Raw genomic sequence first — 21,211 nt, forward strand, 5'->3', positions numbered from 1 at the left:
CACCGACAACGGTCGAAACGGCGTTTATGCGACCGGCCCCGGGCGGGGGTCAGGTCGGTGCGGGTCCGTATCCTCCGCCGCCCGGCGTGCGCACCACCAGGACGTCACCGGCGTCCAGTTCGGCGGTGTCGCGGCCCTCCAGCGGGACCACGTCGCCCCCGGCCCGCTCGATGTACTGCTCCCCGAGCGCTCCCGGCTCCCCGCCGCCCGCTCCGTACGGCGGGACGCGGCGGTGCCCGGAGAGCAGCGCGACCGTGACGGGCTCCAGGAAGCGGATGCGCCGCTCGACGCCGTCACCGCCGTGCCACCGCCCCGCTCCCCCGCTGCCGTCCCGGACGGCGAAGCTCTCCAGCAGGGCGGGCAGCCGCCACTCCAGGATCTCGGGGTCGGTGAGCCGGGAGTTGGTCATGTGGGTCTGTACGGCGTCGGCTCCGTCGAAGCCGTCCCCCGCACCCGATCCGCTGGCGATCGTCTCGTAGTACTGGACGTGGTCGTTGCCGAAGGTGAGGTTGTTCATGGTGCCGGAGCCCTCGGCCTGGCCGCCGATCGCTCCGTACAGGGCTCCGGTGACCGCCTGGGAGGTCTCCACGTTGCCCGCGACGGTCGCCGCCGGGTAGGCGGGGTCGAGCATGGACCCGGGCGGAATCGTCACCTCCAGGGGTTTGAGGCAGCCGCTGTTGAGCGGGATGTCCTCCCCGACGAGGGTGCGGAAGACGTAGAGGACGGCGGCCATGACGACGGACCGGGGCGCGTTGGCGTTGCCGGGCTGCTGGGGCGAGGTGCCGGTGAAGTCGAGGTGGGCGCGGCGGGCCCGGTGGTCCACGGTCAGCCGTACCTGGATCAGGGCCCCGCTGTCGGTCTCGTAGCGGCAGTGCCCGTCGTGCAGTCCGGCGATGATGCGGCGTACGGACTCCTCGGCGTTGTCCTGGACGTGGCCCATGTAGGCGTCCACGACGTCGGCGCCGAACTGGTCGGTCATGCGCCGCAGTTCGGCGATGCCCTTCTCATTGGCCGCGATCTGGGCGCGCAGGTCGGCGAGGTTGGTGTCCGGGTCGCGGGAGGGGTACGGGGCGGAGGTGAGCAGGTCGCGGGTCTCGTCCTCGCGCAGCCGGCCGTCGCGGACGAGCGGCCAGTTGTCGAAGAGCACGCCCTCCTCGTGGATCGTCCGGCTGAAGGCGGGCATGGAGCCGGGGGTGATGCCGCCGATCTCGGCGTGGTGCCCGCGCGAGGCCACCAGGAAGCGCAGGCGGTCCGGCTCTCCCGCCTCGCTCCCGTCGAACACGGGGGTGACCACGGTGACATCGGGCAGGTGGGTGCCGCCGTGGTACGGGTCGTTGACGGCGTACACGTCGCCGGGGCGCAGTCTCCCCTCGTCGCGCCGCAGCACCTCCTTGATCGACTCGCCCATCGAGCCGAGGTGGACCGGGATGTGCGGGGCGTTGGCGATCAGGTTGCCCTCGGCGTCGAACAGGGCGCAGGAGAAGTCGAGGCGTTCCTTGATGTTGACCGAGTGGGCGGTGTTCTCCAGGCGGACGCCCATCTGCTCGGCGATCGACATGAAGAGGTTGTTGAAGACCTCCAGCATCACCGGGTCCACCCGGGTGCCGACGGCGGTGCGTCGGGGCCGGGGGCGGTTGCGGGTGAGGACGAGGTGTCCGGTGGGGGCCGCTTCGGCGCGCCAGCCGGCGTCGACGACGGTGGTGGCGTCGTCCTCGGCGACGACGGCGGGCCCGGTGACGGTGTCGGCGGGGCACAGTTCCGTCCGGCGGTACAGCGGGGCCCGCCACCACCTCCCCTCGGCGTACAGGTCCACGGTGTCGGCCGGGCGCGGCGGGGCGTCGCGGTGGCCGTCGCGCGGACCGGAGCCGGTGGCGGGCGCGGCATCACCGGTCGCCCCGGTCGCCCCGGTCGCCCCGGTCGCCCCGGTCGCCCCGGTCGCTCCGGTGGCTTCCACCGTGACCGTCTCGACGACGACGGGCTTGTCCATCGTGAAGCCGAACCGGGCCCGGTGGGCGGCGGAGAACGCCTCCGCCATGGCGGTCTCCGTGTCCAGGTCCACCGGCAGCGCCGCGTCCGTCCCCGCGTACCGCAGCAGGACGCGGGCCTGTGTGGTGATCGCGGAGTCCGGCGTTCCGTCGGCGCGCAGGGCTTCGCGGGTACGGTCGGCCAGCTCCGCGCAGAGGCTCTCCACGCGCTCCCGGGCGGCCGCGTCGAGCTCCTCCTCCACCGACTGCTCGCGCATCGCGGTGGCGTCGGCCAGACCGATGCCGTACGCGGAGAGCACCCCGGCGAGCGGGGGGACGAGGACCGTGTCGATGCCCAGGGCGTCGGCGACCGCGCAGACGTGCTGGCCGCCCGCGCCACCGAAGCCGGTCAGGGCGTAGCGGGTGACATCGTGGCCGCGCTGCACGGAGATCTTCTTGACGGCGCCTGCCATGTTGAGCACGGCGATCTCCAGGAAGCCCGCCGCCACTTCCGCCGCGTCGGGCCGCCGTCCGGTGGCGCGTCCCACCTCGTCGGCGAGCGCCGCGAACCGGGTCCGCACCAGGCCGACGTCGAGCGGGAGGTCGCCGCCCTCGCCGAAGACCGCCGGGAAGTGGCCGGGCTGGACGCGGCCGAGCATCACGTTGGCGTCGGTGACGGTGAGGGGGCCGCCGCGGCGGTAACAGGCGGGGCCGGGGTCGGCGCCGGCCGAGTCGGGGCCGACGCGGTAGCGGCTGCCGTCGAAGTGCAGGACGGAACCGCCGCCGGCCGCGACGGTGTGGATGCTCATCATCGGGGCACGCATCCGGACCCCGGCGACCTCGGTGCCCAGTTCCCGTTCGAACGCGCCGGCGTAGTGGGAGACGTCGGTGGAGGTGCCGCCCATGTCGAACCCGATGACACGGTCGTAGCCGGCCTGCCGCGATGTGCGGACCATGCCGACGACGCCCCCGGCCGGTCCGGAGAGGACGGCGTCCTTGCCGCGGAACCGGGCGGCTTCGCGCAGGCCGCCGTTGGACTGGAGGAACATCAGCCGGATGCCGTCGAGGCGGGCGGCGACCTCGTCGACGTACCGGCGCAGGACGGGTGAGAGGTAGGCGTCGACGACCGTGGTGTCGCCGCGGGGGACGAGCCTGATCAGCGGACTGACCTCGTGGGAGCTGCTGACCTGGGTGAAGCCCGCCTCGCGGGCCGCCTCGGCGACGGCCTGTTCGTGGGCGGGGTGGCGGTAGCCGTGCATCAGGACGACGGCGGCACTGCGCAGACCGTCGGCGTGGGCGGCGCGCAACTGTGCGCGTACGGGGTCGAGTTCGAGGGGGCGTACGGTGCGGCCGTGGGCGTCGAGGCGTTCGGGGACCTCGATCACGTGTTCGTGGACGGACTCGGGCAGGACGATGTGCCGGTCGAAGAGGCGGGGCCGGTTCTGGTAGGCGATCCGCAGTGCGTCCCGGAAGCCCTCGGTGATCAGGAGCACGGTCGGCTCGCCCCGCCGTTCCAGCAGGGCGTTGGTGGCGACGGTGGTACCCATCCGGACGGCGGCGACCCGGTCGGCGGGCACCGGTTCGCCGGGGTCCAGGCCCAGGAGCAGCCGGACTCCGGCGACGGCCGCGTCGTCGTAGCGGGCGGGGTCGTGGGAGAGGAGCTTGCGGGTGATCAGGCGGCCGTCGGGGCGGCGGCCCACCACGTCGGTGAAGGTGCCGCCCCGGTCGATCCAGAACTCCCAGCGTCCGGTCATGGCGCCATTCTGTGCCCGCGCCCGCGGGCTCGCAGGCCCGAAGCGTCCGCGGGAGATCTCGCGGGGGCGCGGCGTCCCGTCGGGGGTTCAGTCCTGGAAGAGCGCTGCCAGGCGGGGCAGCCGGAGGCGGTTCGCGGCGGCGTCCTCGGCGTCCCAGCTCTCGCCCGCCGGGTCCGCCGGGCGTATGCGGTCGCGCAGCGCGGCTTCGACCACGGCGTCGAGGGAGGCTCTCTCGCCCCGGAGACGGCGGTAGGCCTGGGCGATCGGGACGTTCAGGGACTCGTATCCGATCCAGCCCCGCTCTTCCCGGCTCATCCGGATCACCACCGGCAGTCCGGCCAGCGTGTCCGGATCGGCCACCGCCCGGGTGAAGGTCTCCCGGCCGAGCAGGGCCAGCCCGTCGCGGAAGTCCATGAAGCCGTCGTCGCCGCAGCCGCCCTCGATGAGGTGGGCCGCGTTCCACAGGGGCCACCGGTAGGCGGACCGGGTCACGTCCACCGCGGTGACGGCGAAGGCCGCGATCCGCTCCGGGTCCAGGGCCGCGAGCACGTCGGTCAGGGCTCCGGGCAGGGGGTCGTCGGGCGGGTCCCGGTCGTCCGCCCGGTCCCCGGCCGCGTCGCGGGCCCGTTCGACGAGCCCCCACCACTCGTTGATGTCCATGGGAAAAGCGTAGGAGGAGGGTCTGACAACGACCCTCCTCCTGGGGACCGTGCGGTCAGAGAGCCGGTGCGTCCGGCCCGATCCGGCTCCGTACCGCCGTCTGGACCTCGGCCTCCTCGGCCGGGTCGGCGGCGAGGCGGCGCAGGCGTTCGGCGACGCGGATGTCTCCGGTCTCGGCGTGCAGGGCGGCCACCTCGCGGGTGGTTTCCTCGCAGTCCCAGAGGCATTCCACCGCGAACCCGGTCGCGAAGGACGGATCGGTGGCGGCCAGGGCGCGGGCGGCCCTGCCCCGCAGGTGCGAGGAGGACGTCTCACGGTAGACGTGGCGCAGCACGGGCGCGGCGCAGGCGATGCCGAGGCGGCCCGCTCCGTCGACCAGGGTCCACAGCCGGGGGGCGTCGGGTCCGTCGCCGCGTACGGCCTCCCGCAGCGCGCCGAGGACTTGGGGAGCGTCCTGGGCGGTGCCTCGGCAGGCGAGCACTCCGGCGGCCGAGGCCCCGAGTGCGTCCGGGCGATGGGCCCAGCGCCGGGCCCGTTCTACGGCGTCGTCGCAGGTCATCCGCTCGAAGGCGGCGATGGACGTGTCCGCGACGGTGCGGGCGGGGCTGACGGCGGCGGCCTCGATGACGTCGAGGACGGTGGGGTCGCCCGCCTCCGCGAGGTAGTGCAGGGCGGCGCAGCGGGCGCCGTCGGGGCCGCTGCGGGCGGCCTCGACGATCAGGGGCAGGTCGTCGGGTCCGGCGACGGCGGAGAGGCAGCGGGCCGCGGGGACGTGCAGTTCGCTGCCGCGTTCCAGGGCCTGCTGGGCCCAGTCGAAGACGGCCTGGACGCTCCAGCCGGGGCGGGGGCCCCCGGGGCGCATCTGGCGTTGCCACCGGTCGAACGAGCCCTGTTCGCCGGCGGCCCGGACCCGGGCGCCGACCGCTGCGCGCGGGTCGTCGGCCCACAGCCGCCAGGGGCGTGGCTCGAAGGAGTCCCGTACGGCGGCGGCGAGGTCGGCCGAGCCCTGGTCGGTGGCCGGGAAGCGGGCGAGGACGGGCAGCGCGAGGGAGCGCAGGCCGGCGTCGTCGTCGCGCAGGGCGAGCTCGTCCAGGGCCCAGGCCCAGTTGGCGCCGGTCGCCGCGTAGCGGCGGAGCAGGGCCAGGGCGTCGTCGCGTCCGTAGGAGGCGAGGTGGCCGAGGACGGACAGCGCCAGACCGGTCCGGGAGTCGTCGGTGTCGAGGTGGTCGTCGGGATCGGCGAGGTGTCGCTCGATCTCCTCGATACCGCCGTCGAGGTCGAGGTAGAGGCGGGCGTAGTAGAGGGAGCGGTTCTCCACCTGCCAGTCGTGACGGGGGTCGCTCACGACGCAGTGGTTGAGAGCCGCGAGGGCCTCGGGGCGCGGCGCGGCGAGCGCGTGGAGCGTTCCGTCGCCGCGGCCCCTCTGCAACAGGCCGAGCAGGGTGCCGCTCGGCGCTATGAACGGATCGAACATGGGAGAAAGCCTCACATCAAGCTGTCGACGCAACCGGGACTGTGCAGTGCCCCGCGCCTCTCGGCACGCGGGGGTGTCCGGGGGGACACCGTTACGCCGCGCAGTGACATGATCGGCCGACCGCCGTCTTTCGCCTGGTGAAGAGCATCTTCCTCTGCCTCTCGTCGGTGGCCCTGAGCGGGCCCGCGACGTCATGATGACCCAGCCATTTCGCCACCGCGACCACATTTACGACGGACCGGTCAGCGGAGCCCACGGCGGACGCGCCCAGGGGCGTGCCCGCCGCCGTCTCACCGGGCACCGAAGCGTTCCAGCAGGTCGGACTTGCCGAACATCCGGGCCGTGTCCTGTGCGGACGGCGTTCCGGCGGCCGGGTCGGCGCCGACGGCGAGCAGCGCGTCGATGACGGCGTCCTCGCCCTTGAAGACGGCTCCGGCCAGCGGGGTCTGGCCCCGGTCGTTGGCCCGGTCCGGGTCGGCCCCACGGGCGACGAGGGCGGCGACCGCCCCGGCGTGCCCGTGGTAGGCGGCGAGCATGAGCAGCGTGTCGCCCCGGTCGTTGGTGAGGTTGGCGGGGACTCCGGCCTCGACGTACGCGGTGAGCGCCTCGGTGTCGCCGGCGCGGGCCAGGTCGAAGACCTTGGTCGCCAGCTCGACCACCTCGGGATCAGGGGTTTCGCTCATCGGACGGGCCGCCTTCCTCGACTGCTGCCGCGGCTGTCGCGCCGCGGTTGACCTGGTGGGGAGTACGGCACGGGACCGTACGAGTGAATCGACAGGGTACTGCTCCCGGGCCGACATGACCCGGCCCGGATACGGCAAGGGATCACCGCGGCTGATCCTGCCCGGCACGGACGAGGTGATGCCGCTCCCTGGGGGCCCAGTTCTGTGGGCCGGTCAAGTGAAAGCACGGGATATTCACTCGATTGCACCTTTTGTCATATAGATACTTCCCGTGATCCTGGAAGGACTCATGGTGACTGTCCCCTTCTACCAGGAGAGAACCGCTCATGATCCTTTCCATCTCGGGCGTGGTACTGCTCGCCATCGTCGTCTTCCTGTTCTTCAAGAAGGACGGACTCAAGGCCTCCCACGCCATCGTCTGTGCCCTGTTCGGCTTCTACCTGGCCGGCACCGCCATCGCGCCGAGCATCACGGCGGGCGGGGCGAGCCTCGCCGGCCTGCTGGGCGGGATCAAGTTCTGACGCTCCGCAACCGCTCCCACCCCTTCAGGAGACCGACGTGGCCCGGCGACCACTCCCCCGCATTCTGAGCAGCGGCAGCGTTTCGATCACTCGCGGCAGAGAGATCGCGCGCACGGCCGCCGACAGTGCCACCGACGTCCTCCATCCGCTGATCACGGTGGTCCGCGGGCTGCGGCTGCTGGCCGTGTCCGGCCGGCGGAGGTGGGTCGCGACGCCCAAGGAGCGCCGTGGTTCCAGGCTGTTCCTCGGCGCGGCCTGCGTGCTGGTGGTGGCGCTCGTCCCCTACGGGCCGATCCTGGCCCTGGTCACGGTGATGGGCGCCGCCGCGTGGAAGGGGCGGGAGCGGACCCCCGTGCGGAGCGGGCCCGGTGAGCCGGGGACCGCGCGCCTGCGGTCGTTGTACGAGGCGCTCGTGCCGTACTTCTCGACGGCGGAGGACCCCGATCCGCTGTTCTCCCACGGCGGCGACTGGGAGAAGGCCTTCGACGGGTACGCCTTCGACGCCGACGGGCGGCTCACCCGTCTGCGGGTCTCCTACCCCGCGTACTTCACGGACGGCGAGGCGGCCGCCCGCTCCCGGATCGAGCAGCTGCTCCACACCAAGTCCGGCCGGGGCCGCGAGTACCGCTTCGACTGGGACGAGGAGGCCAACCGTCTCGTCATGACCGTGCTGGACCCGCTCCCCACGACGATCGCCGCCCAGCGGTTCGTCACCGCCCCCGGCGAGACGGTGCTCGGCTTCACCGACCCGGACGCCGTCTCGCGCACCGTCCCCGTGCGCGACGGCGACATGACGGTGGACGCCTCGCCCGTGGTCTGGCGGACCGGCGGCCGCTCCACCGAACCGCACCTGCTGGCCCTCGGGCATCCCGGCGGCGGCACCACCACCCTGGTCCGCTCGATCGCCCTCCAGGCACTCCGGGACGGCGATGTCATCGTCGTCGACGGCAGCGGCGCCGGTGAGTACGGCGCCCTCGCCGGTCGCGGTGGTGTCCTCGCCGTGGAGTCCGGCCTCGGCGGGACGCTGGCCACGCTGGAGTGGGCGGCGCACGAGACGGAGCGCCGGCTGATCGCCGCCAACCGGGCCCGGCAGAGCGGCCACCCCGTGCCCGACGACATCCGGCGCCCGCTGTGGATCCTGCTGGACCGCCCCGGCGTGCTGGGTCATCTCGCGGCGGCCGACGGCAGGCCCGACCCGCTGGAGCTGCTCCGGATCCCGCTGCGGCACGGCCGGGCCGCCCAGGTCACCGTCGTACTGGCCGAACAGTTCGACGCACTGGACACCCTCACCGAGACCGTCACGACCCACACCCGCGCCCGCGCGGTCCTCGGGCCGGCCTCCCGCGAGCAGATCGAGGCCGTCCTCGGCGCCGAACCGCACACCACACCGCCAACCGAGGTTCCCGCGGGGCGCGGTTACGTGCGGCTGGGCACCGGTCCGGTCCTGCGGCTCCAGGTGCCCGCCACGCCGGACCCGTACGGCGACGCCACCGGCGACGCCCACCGCCGGGCGGTGCTCGACCTGCTGCCCGGCCGGGACACCCCGACGGAGGCGGCACCGGCGCGGGAGCCCGCCGACGAGGGGCCCCTGACGGAGCGGGTACCCGTGGCGGCGGAGGCGGCGGCCCGGCCGGTCGAGGCCGTCGCGGTGGAGGCGGTGGTCGCCGAGGCCAGACCGTCCGGGCCGCTGGCGGAGGCGCAGCCGGCGGGCGCGGAGAGCTGAACGGGGAGCCCGGCGTGGCGCTGCGGGCGGGAGGCGTCCCATGCGGACGACGCCTCCCGCCCGCGGCCGTCTCCGCGGGGCCCGGGGAACCGCCCTCAGGCCACGAAGCTGCGCGGGGCGTCGGCTCCCACGCCCGCCCCGGAGCGCACCAGGTCCACCGCCGCGGCCAGCCGTACGGCCGCCTCGTCGGCGACCGGCCCGCTGACCGTGAACGGCAGCCGTACGTATCCCTCGAAGGCCCCGTCGACCCCGAAGCGAGGGCCCGACGGCACCCGGACGCCGACCCGTTCGCCCGCCACGGCCAGCCGCGATCCGGAGAGGCCCCCGGTGCGCACCCACAGCGTCAGACCGCCGCGCGGCACGGCGAACTCCCAGTCCGGCAGCTCCCGGCGCACCGCCGTGACCAGGGCGTCCCGGTTCTCCCGTGCCTGGCTCCGCCGGACCTCGACGGCCTGTTCCCAGCCGCCCGTGCCCATGAGCCAGTTGATGGCGAGCTGTTCCAGGACGGGGGTGCCCATGTCGGCGTAGGCACGGGCGGCGACCAGGCTGCGGATGACGTCGGGGGCCGCCCGCACCCAACCGATGCGCATGCCGGCCCAGAAGGCCTTGCTGGCCGAGCCGACGGTCAGGACCGTGCTGCCCGCCGGGTCGAAGGCGCACACGCGGCGCGGCATGTCGATATCGGCGTCCAGGCGGAGTTCGTTCATGGTCTCGTCGACGACCAGGACCGTTCCGGCGGACCGGGCCGCGTCCACCAGGTCCCGGCGCTGCTGTTCGTCGGCGAGCGCGCCGGTGGGGTTGTGGAAGTCGGCCACCACGTAGGCGAGCCGGGGCGCGGCGTCCCGCAGCACCTGTCGCCAGCGGTTCATGTCCCAGCCGCCGAGCCCCTCCTCCATCGCGACCGGGACGAGACGGGCACCCGTCTCTCGCATCAGCTGGAGGATGTTGGCGTAACTGGGGGACTCGACCGCGATCCGTTCGCCGCGGCCCGCGAAGAGGTGACAGATCGCGTCGATGGCGCCCATAGCCCCGGTGGTGACCATGATCTGTTCGGGCATGGTCGGGATGCCGAGCGCGGTGTAGCGGTCGGCGATCATCTGCCGCAGGGCGGGCAGTCCGGCCGGGTAGTCGCCGTGCGTGTGGGCGTACGGCGGCAGCTCCTCCAGCGCCCCCTGGACGGCACGGGTCAGCCAGGGCTCGGGAGCCGGCAGGGCCGCGCAGCCCAGGTCGATCATCGAGCCGAGCGACTCCGGCGGCAGCGGTTCGAGGCCGCGGGCGGGCAGCGGGTTGCCGGCCGGGACAGCGGTCCAGCTGCCGGCGCCGCGCCGGGACTCCAGGAAGCCCTCGGCGCGCAGCGCCTCGTAGGCGGCCGCTACGGTCGTACGGCTGACGGCCAGGGCGAGGGCCAGTTCGCGTTCGGCGGGGAGGCGGGCGGCCACCGGGACCCTGCCCTCCAGGACGAGCAGCCGCACACCGTCGGCGAGCGCACGGTAGGCGGGCGGCTTGCGGCCGCCAGGCCCGGTGGGCCGGGCCCGTTGCGACCGGAGTTGCCGGGCGAGCTGAGCCGCTCCCACCGTCGATGTCCACTGCACCATCGAAATCAGTCCACCTTCCCCGGATTGGCCATAGTTGGCGGCCGATCCCCTGCCACAGAGTGGCATGAAGCAGTCCACCACCACTACAGCAGGGGGCACACCGTGGCCAGGATCACCGGCCGGAGCACCACCCATCTCACCCGGCGGCTGGTCCAGCTGTACGTCGGCCTGACGCTGTACGGGGCGAGTTCCGCGCTCCTGGTCCGTGCCGAACTGGGCCTGGAGCCGTGGGGCGTGCTCCATCAGGGCCTCGCGGAGCTGACCGGGATCTCGATCGGCGTGGTGTCGATCATCATCGGCGCGGTGGTGCTGCTGCTGTGGATCCCACTGCGGCAGCGGCCGGGGCTCGGCACGGTCTCGAACGTCTTCGTGGTCGGGCTGGCGATGGACGGGACGCTCGCCCTGGTCGGCGACCTGGACGGACTCGGGCTCCGCGTCCCCGTGATGGTCCTGGGCATCGTGCTCAACGGGGTGGCGACCGGGCTGTACATCGCGGCCCGGTTCGGGCCGGGGCCGCGCGACGGCCTGATGACCGGGCTGAACCGGGTCACCGGGCGCTCCATCCGGCTGGTCCGTACGGCGATCGAGGTGGGGGTCGTGGTGACCGGGTTCATGCTGGGCGGCTCGCTGGGGGCGGGCACGGTGCTGTACGCGCTGGCCATCGGCCCGCTGGCCCAGCTCTTCCTGCGGCTGTTCGCGCTCCCCGAGCCCGCCCGCCCGGGTGTCACCGTCGCTACGGGCGAGCCGTCCTCCACCACCGCGCCGCCCGCCGGTTCCGGCCCCGTCACCGACCCGGCGGCCGGGCAGGCCATACTGCCGCAGTGAATCCGAGCCATCCCTATCTGGACCACCCGGCGCCGATCGCCTTCGCCCATCGCGGCGGGGCGGCGGACGGCGTGGAGAACACCGCGACCGCCTTCCGCCGGGCGTCCGACGCGGGCTACCGCTACTTCGAGACCGATGTGCACACCACGGCGGACGGCCGTCTGGTCGCCTTCCACGACGCGACGCTGGACCGGGTCACCGACGCCCGGGGGCGGATCTCCGCCCTGCCCTGGAGCGAGGTGCGCCGGGCCCGGGTCGGGGGCAGTGAACCGCTCCCGCTCTTCGAGGAGCTCCTGGAGGAGTTCCCGGAGGCCCGCTGGAACGTGGATCTCAAGGCCGAATCGGCGCTGGAGCCGCTGCTCGGCCTGATCCGTCGCACCGATGCCTGGGACCGGGTCTGTGTCGGCTCGTTCTCGGAGGCCCGGGTGGCCCGCGCCCACCGCCTGGCGGGCCCTCGCCTGGCCACGTCGTACGGGGTGCGCGGTGTCCTGGGGCTGCGCCTGCGTTCGTACGGCGTCCGGGCGGCGCTGCGCGCGGGCGCGGTCTGCGCCCAGGTCCCGGAGCGGCAGGGCGGCATCCCGGTGGTGGACGCCCGCTTCGTCCGCACGGCGCACGCGCTGGGGCTCCAGGTGCACGTCTGGACGGTGAACGAGCCGGAGCGGATGGCGGCGCTCCTGGACCTCGGCGTGGATGGCATCATGACCGATCACATCGAGACGCTGCGTACGGTGCTGAGCGAGCGGGGGGCATGGTCCTGACGCACGGTCCGTCCACGTCCACAGGGGACGACCGAGGGGACGCGGCTTGAGCACCGGGACCACAGGGAAGGCCGATCCGTCCGGGCAGTCGCCGGGTGACGGGACGGCCGCCGCCCGCAGACGGGAGCAGCACGGCTGGTACTTCTACGACTTCGCGTGCTCCGTCTACTCCACCAGTGTGCTGACCGTCTTCCTCGGTCCGTATCTGACGTCGATCGCCAAGGCGGCGGCGGATCCCGACGGGTTCGTGCACCCGCTGGGCATACCCGTGCGCGCGGGCTCCCTGTTCGCGTACTCCGTCTCGGCCTCCGTCGTGGTGGCCGTCGTGCTGATGCCGATCGTGGGCGCGGCGGCGGACCGTACGGGGCGCAAGAAGCCGCTGCTGGCGGCGGCCGCCTACACGGGCGCCGCGGCGACGGCGGGGATGTTCTTCCTGGACGGTCACCGCTATCTGCTGGGCGCGTTCCTGCTGATCGTGGCGAACGCCTCCATCTCCGTGTCGATGGTGCTGTACAACGCCTATCTGCCGCAGATCGCCGCACCGGAGGAGCGCGACGCGGTCTCCTCGCGCGGCTGGGCCTTCGGCTACACCTCGGGCGCCGTCGTCCTGGTCCTCAACCTGATCCTGTACACCGGTCACGAGTCCTTCGGCCTCGCGGAATCCGACGCGGTGCGGATCTGCCTCGCGTCGGCCGGTGTGTGGTGGGGCGCGTTCACCCTCGTGCCGCTGCGCCGGCTGCGCGACCGCCGGATCCCGCCGGGCGGCGAGGGAGCCGTCGGATCCGGATGGCAGCAACTGAGAGCGACCTTGCGCGACATGCGGCGCCACCCGCTGACGCTCTCCTTCCTGCTCGCCTATCTCGTCTACAACGACGGGATCCAGACGGTGATCTCGCAGGCCTCGCTGTACGGCTCCGAGGAGCTGGGCCTGGATCAGACGACGCTGATCGTCGCCGTGCTGCTGGTGCAGATCCTGGCGGTGGCGGGGGCGCTCGGCATGGGGCGGCTCGCCCGGACGTACGGGGCGAAGCGCACCATTCTGGGGTCGCTGGTGATCTGGACCCTGATCCTGGTCTCCGCCTATCTGCTGCCCGCCGACGCTCCGGCGTTCTTCTTCGTGCTGGCCGCGGCGATCGGCCTGGTGCTGGGCGGCAGCCAGGCCCTGTCGCGGTCGCTGTTCTCGCATCTGGTGCCGCGCGGCAAGGAGGCGGAGTACTTCTCGGCGTACGAGTTGAGCGACCGCGGACTGAGCTGGCTGGGGCCCCTGGTGTTCGGTCTGGCGTACCAGCTGACCGGCAGTTATCGGGACGCGATCATCTCGCTGATCGCGTTCTTCGCGCTCGGCGCGGTGCTGCTCGCGCGGGTCCCGGTGAGGCGTGCGGTGGAGGCCGCGGGCAACCCCGTGCCGGAACGGATTTAGACGTTGAAGTCAAAGGGCGGTAGTATACGTCTTTGGCCTGCCCGGAGGACCGTTACTGCCAGTGGAAGCGGCTCAACCGTTGGGTGACAACATCCACCAGAGGTGACAAACCGGGCATGGGCGGGTACTCAACCCAGATAAAGCAGCGGCACGACGGGCGACGCATGACCGGCAACGGGAATCTTTACCGCCGACCGGACGTTGACCGGATGACGACGACAGCGACATTTTGTCCTGTGGGCGACAAGCCCGGGAGGCACGATTCATGAGTGAGCGAGCTCTCCGCGGCACGCGACTTGTGGTTACCAGCTACGAGACGGACCGCGGCATCGATCTGGCCCCGCGCCAGGCGGTGGAGTACGCATGCCAGAACGGACATCGATTTGAGATGCCGTTCTCGGTAGAGGCAGAGATTCCGCCGGAGTGGGAGTGCAAGGCGTGCGGCGCCCAGGCACTCCTGGTGGACGGGGACGGCCCCGAAGAGAAGAAGGGCAAGCCGGCGCGCACGCACTGGGACATGCTCATGGAGCGGCGCACCCGCGAGGAGCTGGAGGAGGTGCTGGCCGAGAGGCTGGCGGTTCTGCGCTCCGGAGCCATGAACATCGCCGTGCACCCGCGGGACAGCAGGAAGTCTGCCTGACCGCGTAACACCGCACAGCACCAAGAGCCGCGGGCCGTGACACAGAACGTGTGTCACGGCCCGCGGCTCTTCGGCGTGCGCCGAGGCATGACCCGACTCCATGGCCCTGGCCCATGACCATGGCCCTCGTGGATGACCCCGACCGGACGGCTCTCCGGTCACGCCCTGACGGAGAGCCTCCTGTCAGGGCCGTGAGGGGCGGGCGTCAGGGTGTGAGGGGCGGGCGGGGGTCCTGGGCGTCGTCGGGCCCGGAGGGCGCCTGGGAACCGTCCTCGCGGATGACCTCGCCCTGGACGACCTTTCCGTCCGGCCGCCCCATCCTGGCCTGCTGGAAGGCGTCCGAGAGGCCCCCCGGCGCCGCGGCCCGCACACGGCGCTCCAGCGAGCGCTCCGCGTACCGGCTGAGCATGGTGCGCACCGGCGGCACCAGCAGGACCAGTCCGGCCGCGTCCGAGATCGGACCGGGGATCAGGAGCAGCAGTCCGCCCAGCATCAGCAGCCCGTTGCCCCGGGAGCCCTTGCCGCCCGCGGGGGCGGCCGGCGGCGTGGTGGGAGCGCCGGGCTGCCCCGGCATCTGCTGGAGGGTCTCGGTCAGGTTCTTGAAGGCGCGTCGGCCCGCGCTCTTGATGACCGCGGCGCCGAGCGCGGCCCCGGCCACCAGGATCAGCAGGACGACGAGGCCGCCGGCGGCCGAGGCGACCAGGGTCAGGAGCCAGATCTCCAGGACCAGCCAGGCGGCCAGGGCCAGCGGCAGGAATCTACGGGCGCGCGAGCGCCGGGGACGGGTCGGGGGCGGAGTGCCGGTCGTCATGTCCCCAGTGTGCCTGTACGGGCGTGCGAACGGCGTAAGCGGGTGATCATGAAGCCGGTCGGGCGGCGCCCCGTTCACCGGTCCCGGGCGTCGCCGCTCCCGGGCGTCAGAGGGTCTTGCGGCCCAGGACCTTGTTCGCGCGGGAGGTGATGCCCCAGCCGGTGACCCGCCACAGCGCCTCGACGAGGATGTCCCGGCTCATCTTGGAGTCACCGATCTCCCGGTCGACGAAGGTGATGGGGACCTCGACCACGTGATAGCCCGCCTCGACCGCGCGGCGGGCGAGATCCACCTGGAAGCAGTAGCCCTGCGAGGCGACCTCGCCCAGCCCCAGGCCGTCCAGCGTCCCGGTGCGGAAGGCGCGGTAGCCGCCGGTGACGTCCCGGACGGAGAGACCGAGGGCGAGCCGGGAGTAGAGGCTGCCGCCGCGTGAGATCACCTCACGGCTCCTGGGCCAGTTGACCACGCGGCCGCCCGGCACCCAGCGGGATCCGAGGACCAGGTCCGCGCCCTTGAGCGCGGTGAGCAGCCGGGGCAGCTCCTCGGGCTGGTGGGAGCCGTCGGCGTCCATCTCGACGAGTACGCCGTAGCCGTGCTCGGAGCCCCAGGCGAAACCGGCGAGGTAGGCGGCGCCGAGCCCTTCCTTGCCCTTGCGGTGCAGGACGTGGACCTGGCCGTCGGCCGCGGCGATCTCGTCGGCCGCCTTGCCGGTGCCGTCGGGGCTGTTGTCGTCGGCCACCAGGATGTCGGCATCCGGGACGGCGGTGCGCACCCGGGCGACGATCGGTCCGATGTTCTCGACCTCGTTGTAGGTCGGAATGATCACCAGAACCTTGCCGAGCGGGCCGAACTGCCTCTGACCGCCGTCGTTCACTACTGCCCCTTAGAGTCCGTACACAGGGGGACACCATATCCAGCGCATCGCCACCGGGCTCCGACGCGGGTCGCGCGGGCGTGTGGCGCGACGCGGACAGACCCGTGGAACTGCGGACAGAACACGGGTCGACGTCACGGCGCCCGCTGGAGGAAGAAGACGCGGGAGAGGGCATCGGAACGTCGGATCGGGGCCCGGCGCCCTTCGGGCCGGCCCGGGCCCCGCTGGCTGCGGGTCGACCGAAAGCCGTTGTCTACTGAACGTCCGGGCCCCACCCGGGTCCCACCCTCCGTCCGGCTGAAACCTTCCCTCGCCCCCGAGGCGCGGGCGCTGAACCTGGCTGTCAGCGGTGGCGGGCCGGTGCGGCACACCACCTCATGACCCAGCGGCGTTCGACGACTGCGTGGAGGTTTAACCGGACGGACGTCCTGTGGTGGACCCGGCCGAACCTACCGGCCCGTGGGCGCTTTCTGTCAACAGGCTCCCGACCTGCCGCTTTCTCCGGAATTGCCTGGTCAGTGCCGAAGGGCCGCAGGTCGCGGACCGGCGATGGGGCCATCGATCGGCGGTACGGAATGTCCCGACGTCACTCGTTCGGTCGCACGTAGACCGTTTGTCCGAAGACCACGGTCCGCAGGCAGACGGGAAGGTCGGCCCCGGGGGTGAGGTCCGGCAGGCCTGGCGTGCCGGACCGGGGGTCGGTGGACCATCGGGCGACCCGGTCGTCGGGGGCCTGGACCAGGAGTTCGGCGGTGCGCCAGACGGCGTAGTCGGCCGGGGCGCCGGGCACCAGGAGGCCCGCGTCGTCGCGGCCGACGGCGCGCCAGCCGCCGCGGGTGTGCGCGGTGAACCCGGCGCGGACCGAGATGCGGTGCTCCGGGGTGCGGTGGTGGGCGGCGGCCCGCACGGTGCCCCAGGGGTCGAGCGGGGTGACCGGGCTGTCGGAGCCGAAGGCCAGCGGCACTCCGGCGCGCAGCAGCGCCGCGTACGGGTTGAGGGTGGCGGCCCGCTCCGCGCCGAGGCGCTCGGCGTACATCCCCTCCGGGCCGCCCCAGGCGGCGTCGAAGGCGGGCTGGACGGAGGCGGTGAGACCCAGTTCCGCGAAGGCGGCGATCGTCTCGGGGGTGAGCATCTCGGCGTGTTCGACGCGGTGGCGGGCGGCCCGGATCCGGTCGAGGCCGAGCGTCCCGGCGGCGGCCCTGACCCCGTCCACCACGGCGGTGACCGCGGCGTCGCCGATGGCGTGGAAGCCCGCCTGGAGGCCCGCCTCGGTGCAGGCGGTGACATGGGCGGCGATCCGGGCGGCGTCCAGGTGGGCGGTGCCGGCGTGCGGGTCGTCCGCGTAGGGCCGGTGCAGGCAGGCGGTGTGCGAGCCGAGGGAACCGTCGACGAACAGGTCGCCGGCCGCGCCGATCGCGCCCAGCTCGCGGATGCGCCGGGCGTCCTTCTCGTCGGCGATCTCCTCGGCCCAGAGGCCGAGGACGCGTGGTCCCGGCCGCTCGGCGGCGAGGGCGAGGAGGGAGGTGAAGTCCTCCTCGTCGGAGATCTCGGGCCCCCCGCACTCGTGCACACTGCCGATGCCGAGGGAGGCGGCGTGGTCGAGGGCGGCGCGCTGCGCGGCTCCCCGCTGGGCGGCCGGGAGCGCGCCGTGGGCGGCGGCCCGTACCGCGTGGTGGGCGTCGCCGGTCAGCGGCGCGTCGGGGTGGAATCCGGTCATCGCGGTGACGCCGGGGACAAGGTCCAGCAGGGCCGTCGTGACGACCGCGGAGTGCACGTCGATCCGCGGCAGGTACAGGGCCCGGCCGCCGGCCGCCTCGTCGAGCTCGGCGCGCGAGGGGTGACGCCGCTCGGGCCAGCGGGCGGCGTCCCAGCCGTGTCCGAGCAGAACGTCCCCGGCAGGGCGCCCGTTCGCGAACGCGCGGATGAGGCCGAGGGCCTCGGACAGCGTGCGGGCGCCGGAGAGGTCGAGCCCCGTCAGGGCCAGGCCGGTGGCGGTGGTGTGCACATGGGCGTCGGTGAACGCCGGGGTGACCAGGGCGCCTTCGAGGTCGACCACCTCGTCCACGCCGCTCGCGAAGGCGTCGGCGGCCCCTTCTGACCCCACCCAGGCGACATGCCCGCGTTCGACGACCATCGCGGTGGCGAACGGGTCGGCGGGGCTGTGGACGTCTCCGCCGCGCAACAGCACGGTGCGGTGTTCGGGGGCGCTCTGGGGGGCGGTGCTCTGGCTCATGGGACCAGTCTCGCGCCTGTCGGCCGCCGCCCGGCCCCCGCCCCCCTCCGGAGCGGGCGGTCCGCCGTTCAGATACGCGGGGGCCGGGCCTCGTACGGGGTGGACAGGACGACGGTGGTCCGGGTGGACACGCCGGCGAGCGTGCGGATCCGGGTGAGCAGGTGTTCCAGCTCCAGCGGCGTCGCCACGCGCACCTTCAGGATGTAGTTCTCGTCCCCGGCGACGCTGTGGCAGGCCTCCAGTTCGGGCACCCCGGCGAGCCGTTCGGCGATGTCGTCGGGTGCGCTCGGGTCGAACGGCTTCACCGAGATGAACGCGGTGAGGGGCAGCCCGACGGCCTCGGGGTCGACGACCGCGGCGTAGCCGCGGATCACCCCGCGCTGCTCCAGTCGGCGGACGCGCTGATGAACCGCCGATGTGGACAGGCCCGTGGCCTTGCCCAGGTCGGTGTAGCTCATCCGCCCGTCCTTGACGAGCAACTCAACGATCTGACGGTCCAGCTCCTCCATGTGGATCAACCTATGGCCCCGGGCACCGCTCGGCACAGTCGCGCGGGTCACGGAACGGCACCTGCGGGCGGCATGTGACGAATGCCACAGTCTCACGGGTCGGTAACGGGCCGCCTCGCGGTTATCGGCGACGCGCGGCGGGAAGTGCTTGCTGTGGTCGAGGCCGTGGCGCCTTGTCGGCCCACCCGAGGGGGGAATTTCCATGCAGAGCCTGAAGCTCACCGAACGTACCGAACCGGAGCCCGTCGATCCGGAGCCTGTCGATCCGGACGACGACGGCGGCGCCGACGCGTACGACATGTTCGAGATGGTCCGGGTGATCTGCCCGGACTGCGCCCAGCCCATCGCCCTGCTGGCCGACGAGGACGTCCTGCCGGAGCACGCCCGGTGCCCCACGCCGTGGAACCCCTTCGTCCTCACCGTCTGCGCCGGGACCGGCCGCGGCGTGAGCGACGCCCGGCCCGCGGACGAGACGCTGGAGCTCCAGGAGCAGGAGGCGGGGCTGCTGTTGACGCTCCCCCAGGGGCTCGACTGGCGGATGCAGCCCTTCTCGCACGCCGGCGGGCCCGGCTCCCGTCCGCTGCGCGTGCCGCGGATGCGGCACGAGGCCGCCTGACCCGTACGCCGTACGCCCCGCCCAGCACCACGACGGCCCCGCCGCCGTGGTGTTGTCCGCGGTCCCGCATCCCCCGGTCGCCGGCGACCGGGTGCGGGCACCCGCGAACGAGCGCTCGAATCGGCGCGGCAGTGACCCCGGCCCGCCCCGCGGCGTTGGCCCTGTATGACCACGCTGCATTCACCTGTCGGTTCGGGTCGCCGCCGTCTCGCCGTCCCCGCTTCCGAAGAATCGGTTCCGCAGCCGGGAACGCCCGCACAGCCGCTTCCCCGCTCCACGAGTACCTCACCCATGGGCGCCCCCGTGGACCCGCCCATCTACAGCGCGCTCCTCGACCAGTGGGAGCGCGACGGCCGGGCACTGCCGGGCCGCCGCGACCCGGAGTGGCACCAGGCCGCGGCACTGCCCCCCTGGCCCGAGGCGCCGCCGATGTTCAGCGCGTCTCGGGACCCGCGAGGTGGCGGGCGATGACCATGCGCTGGATCTGATTGGTGCCCTCCACGATCTGGAGCACCTTCGCCTCGCGCATCAGCCGTTCGACCGGGAAGTCGAGCGTGTAGCCGTATCCGCCGAGCACCTGGACGGCGTCGGTGGTCACCCGCATGGCCGCGTCCGTGCAGAACAGCTTCGCCATGGCGGCCTGCCGGGAGAAGGGCTCCCCCGCGTCCCGCAGCCGCGCCGCCTCCAGATACAGCGCACGGCCGGCCTCGATCTGGGTGGCCATGTCGGCGAGCATGAAGCGCAGCCCCTGGAAGTCCGCGATGGGGCGGCCGAACTGCCGCCGGTCCGTGGCGTACCGGACGGCCTCGTCCAGGGCGGCCTGGGCGACCCCGACGGCACAGGCGGCGATGCCGAGGCGCCCGGAGTCGAGCGCGGACAGGGCGATGGCGAAGCCCTGGCCCTCCTCGCCGATGCGCCGGTCGACGGCGACCCGTACGCCGTCGAAGTGGAGCTGGGCCGTCGGCGAGCCCTTCATCCCCATCTTCTTCTCGGGGAGAGCGGCGTTCAGCCCCTCGGCGTCACCGGGGACGAGGAAGGCCGTGATGCCGCGGGGGCCCTCGACGCCGGTGCGGGCGAGCACGGTGCAGAAGTCCGCGACGCCGCCGTGGGTGATCCAGGCCTTGGTGCCGGTGATGACCCAGTCGTCCCCGTCCCGCACGGCCTTGGTGCGCAGGGAGGCGGCGTCGGAGCCGGATGCGGGTTCGGAGAGGCAGTAGGCGCCCAGCAGGCCGCCGGAGAGCATCGCCGGCAGGTGCGTGGCGCGCTGCTCGTCGGTGCCGTATCCGGCCAGGGCGTGGCAGGCCAGGGAGTGGACGCTGACGCCGAGACCGACGGTGAGCCGGGCGGCGGCCAGCTCTTCCAGGACCTGGAGGTAGACCTCGTAGGGCTGGTCACCGCCGCCATGGGCGGAGTCGTACGGCAGTCCCAGAAGTCCGGCCTCGGACAGGAGGGTGAAGACCTCGCGGGGGAAGACTCCCGCATCCTCCTCCTCGGCCGCCCGGGGAGCGATCTCCTTCGACACGATGTCGCGGACGAGCGCGACGAGCTGCCGGGACTCCTCGGTGGGCAGACGGCGTTCCACCGGCTGCGGGGCACGGTCGGACATGACGGCGCTCTCCTCCCTGTCGGGCGTTGCGGCGGTCGCGCGCTCGGGGTCGGAGAGGCGCCGCCGGGTGATCTCCCGGAAGTGACCCGGGAAAAACAGGCTGCCCCGCCGATCCTGCCCTTCCGGATCACGGGTGGCACGGTCATCGGCTGTGGCGGGTTGAGTATGCCCGATCGAATGCCTCCCGTCACGGGGGGTCAACGCGCAGGCCGGACGGGGTGGGAGAGGCCGTGGACCACGGCGAATTGGTCCGAACCATTGGCCCGGCCGGCCGAGCCCTTCCGCGGTTCCACCGAGACCTGTCGCGACCACGCCCCATCGGGCGCTCCCGCCCGCGGCTCGGCCCGGGCCGTCAGAGCAGACCGAGCTGGGTGACGAGCATCGCGAACACGACCACGAAGGCCCAGCCTGCGATGTGTTCCATCAGCTTCGAGCCGTCCTCGGGGCCGCCGGTGCGCGCACGGCGGGCGTGGTGGGCGTTTCCTGCGGCGGTGGTCGCGGTCATGGCGTCTCGCTCTTCGTGCGGCTTCGGCTGGGGTCCCCCG

General features: G+C 73.2%; 18 protein-coding genes. 7 read left to right on the forward strand and 11 right to left on the reverse strand.

What is annotated here, in order from left to right; translation table 11 throughout:
* Positions 1-49: 49 nt before the first annotated feature.
* From PSQ21_RS03640 to PSQ21_RS03655, 4 genes are all read right to left on the reverse strand, one after another.
* Positions 50-3,718, reverse strand: coding sequence for a hydantoinase B/oxoprolinase family protein (locus PSQ21_RS03640; RefSeq protein ID WP_274028946.1), 3,669 nt, complete (start codon positions 3,716-3,718; stop codon positions 50-52).
* Between the two features lie 87 nt (positions 3,719-3,805).
* Positions 3,806-4,378 carry a DUF4240 domain-containing protein gene (locus PSQ21_RS03645; protein WP_274028947.1) on the reverse strand — a complete coding sequence of 191 codons (573 nt, stop codon included), beginning with the start codon at positions 4,376-4,378 and terminating at the stop codon, positions 3,806-3,808.
* Between the two features lie 55 nt (positions 4,379-4,433).
* On the reverse strand, positions 4,434-5,852 hold the full coding sequence (locus PSQ21_RS03650) for a HEAT repeat domain-containing protein (protein ID WP_274028948.1): 1,419 nt from the start codon (positions 5,850-5,852) through the stop codon (positions 4,434-4,436).
* 290 nt (positions 5,853-6,142) lie between these two features.
* The gene (locus tag PSQ21_RS03655) at positions 6,143-6,535 is read right to left on the reverse strand and encodes an ankyrin repeat domain-containing protein (protein ID WP_274028949.1); all 393 of its coding nucleotides are present in this window, start codon (positions 6,533-6,535) and stop codon (positions 6,143-6,145) included.
* A 326-nt stretch (positions 6,536-6,861) separates the two neighbouring features.
* Between PSQ21_RS03655 and PSQ21_RS03660 the strand changes: the two genes are divergently transcribed.
* Positions 6,862-7,056 (forward strand): hypothetical protein, encoded by a 195-nt coding sequence (locus tag PSQ21_RS03660; protein WP_003970432.1) that lies wholly within the window; start codon positions 6,862-6,864, stop codon positions 7,054-7,056.
* A gap of 37 nt (positions 7,057-7,093) precedes the next feature.
* Positions 7,094-8,779, forward strand: coding sequence for a hypothetical protein (locus PSQ21_RS03665; protein WP_274028950.1), 1,686 nt, complete (start codon positions 7,094-7,096; stop codon positions 8,777-8,779).
* A gap of 95 nt (positions 8,780-8,874) precedes the next feature.
* Here the strand turns inward: PSQ21_RS03665 and PSQ21_RS03670 are convergent, their stop codons facing one another.
* Positions 8,875-10,374, reverse strand: a complete 1,500-nt coding sequence (locus tag PSQ21_RS03670; protein WP_274028951.1) for an SCO1417 family MocR-like transcription factor — start codon at positions 10,372-10,374, stop codon at positions 8,875-8,877.
* A 102-nt stretch (positions 10,375-10,476) separates the two neighbouring features.
* Between PSQ21_RS03670 and yczE the strand changes: the two genes are divergently transcribed.
* The 4 genes from yczE to PSQ21_RS03690 all read left to right on the forward strand — a co-directional run bounded on the left by yczE (position 10,477) and on the right by PSQ21_RS03690 (position 14,017).
* Positions 10,477-11,199: a membrane protein YczE gene (yczE, locus tag PSQ21_RS03675; protein ID WP_274028952.1), complete on the forward strand. Its 723-nt coding sequence runs from the start codon at positions 10,477-10,479 to the stop codon at positions 11,197-11,199.
* Entirely contained in the window at positions 11,196-11,957 is a 762-nt protein-coding gene (locus PSQ21_RS03680; RefSeq protein ID WP_274028953.1) for a glycerophosphodiester phosphodiesterase, read from the forward strand. Before yczE ends, PSQ21_RS03680 begins: the two co-directional genes overlap by 4 nt.
* A 46-nt stretch (positions 11,958-12,003) precedes the next feature.
* The gene (locus PSQ21_RS03685) at positions 12,004-13,377 is read left to right on the forward strand and encodes an MFS transporter (protein WP_274028954.1); all 1,374 of its coding nucleotides are present in this window, start codon (positions 12,004-12,006) and stop codon (positions 13,375-13,377) included.
* A 265-nt stretch (positions 13,378-13,642) separates the two neighbouring features.
* Positions 13,643-14,017, forward strand: coding sequence for an RNA polymerase-binding protein RbpA (locus tag PSQ21_RS03690; RefSeq protein WP_003959706.1), 375 nt, complete (start codon positions 13,643-13,645; stop codon positions 14,015-14,017).
* Between the two features lie 205 nt (positions 14,018-14,222).
* On the opposite strand, the gene fxsA is transcribed toward PSQ21_RS03690, so the two are convergent.
* The 4 genes from fxsA to PSQ21_RS03710 form a co-directional block, all read right to left on the reverse strand.
* Positions 14,223-14,828, reverse strand: a complete 606-nt coding sequence (gene fxsA, locus PSQ21_RS03695) for an FxsA family membrane protein (protein WP_274028955.1) — start codon at positions 14,826-14,828, stop codon at positions 14,223-14,225.
* A 106-nt stretch (positions 14,829-14,934) separates the two neighbouring features.
* Positions 14,935-15,702 carry a polyprenol monophosphomannose synthase gene (locus tag PSQ21_RS03700; RefSeq protein ID WP_274028956.1) on the reverse strand — a complete coding sequence of 256 codons (768 nt, stop codon included), beginning with the start codon at positions 15,700-15,702 and terminating at the stop codon, positions 14,935-14,937.
* A gap of 586 nt (positions 15,703-16,288) precedes the next feature.
* Positions 16,289-17,935: an amidohydrolase gene (locus tag PSQ21_RS03705; RefSeq protein ID WP_274028957.1), complete on the reverse strand. Its 1,647-nt coding sequence runs from the start codon at positions 17,933-17,935 to the stop codon at positions 16,289-16,291.
* Between the two features lie 68 nt (positions 17,936-18,003).
* Positions 18,004-18,444: an Lrp/AsnC family transcriptional regulator gene (locus PSQ21_RS03710; RefSeq protein WP_010057405.1), complete on the reverse strand. Its 441-nt coding sequence runs from the start codon at positions 18,442-18,444 to the stop codon at positions 18,004-18,006.
* A 202-nt stretch (positions 18,445-18,646) separates the two neighbouring features.
* Between PSQ21_RS03710 and PSQ21_RS03715 the strand changes: the two genes are divergently transcribed.
* Positions 18,647-19,060: a hypothetical protein gene (locus tag PSQ21_RS03715; RefSeq protein ID WP_274028958.1), complete on the forward strand. Its 414-nt coding sequence runs from the start codon at positions 18,647-18,649 to the stop codon at positions 19,058-19,060.
* Positions 19,061-19,493: 433 nt separating this feature from the next.
* Here the strand turns inward: PSQ21_RS03715 and PSQ21_RS03720 are convergent, their stop codons facing one another.
* Together PSQ21_RS03720 and PSQ21_RS03725 are read right to left on the reverse strand one after the other, a co-directional pair.
* Positions 19,494-20,666 (reverse strand): acyl-CoA dehydrogenase family protein, encoded by a 1,173-nt coding sequence (locus PSQ21_RS03720; protein WP_274028959.1) that lies wholly within the window; start codon positions 20,664-20,666, stop codon positions 19,494-19,496.
* 352 nt (positions 20,667-21,018) lie between these two features.
* Entirely contained in the window at positions 21,019-21,171 is a 153-nt protein-coding gene (locus PSQ21_RS03725) for an SCO1431 family membrane protein (protein ID WP_018960604.1), read from the reverse strand.
* Positions 21,172-21,211: the final 40 nt, after the last annotated feature.

It is taken from the genome of Streptomyces sp. MMBL 11-1 (assembly GCF_028622875.1).
In the GTDB taxonomy this organism is placed as follows: Bacteria; Actinomycetota; Actinomycetes; order Streptomycetales; family Streptomycetaceae; genus Streptomyces.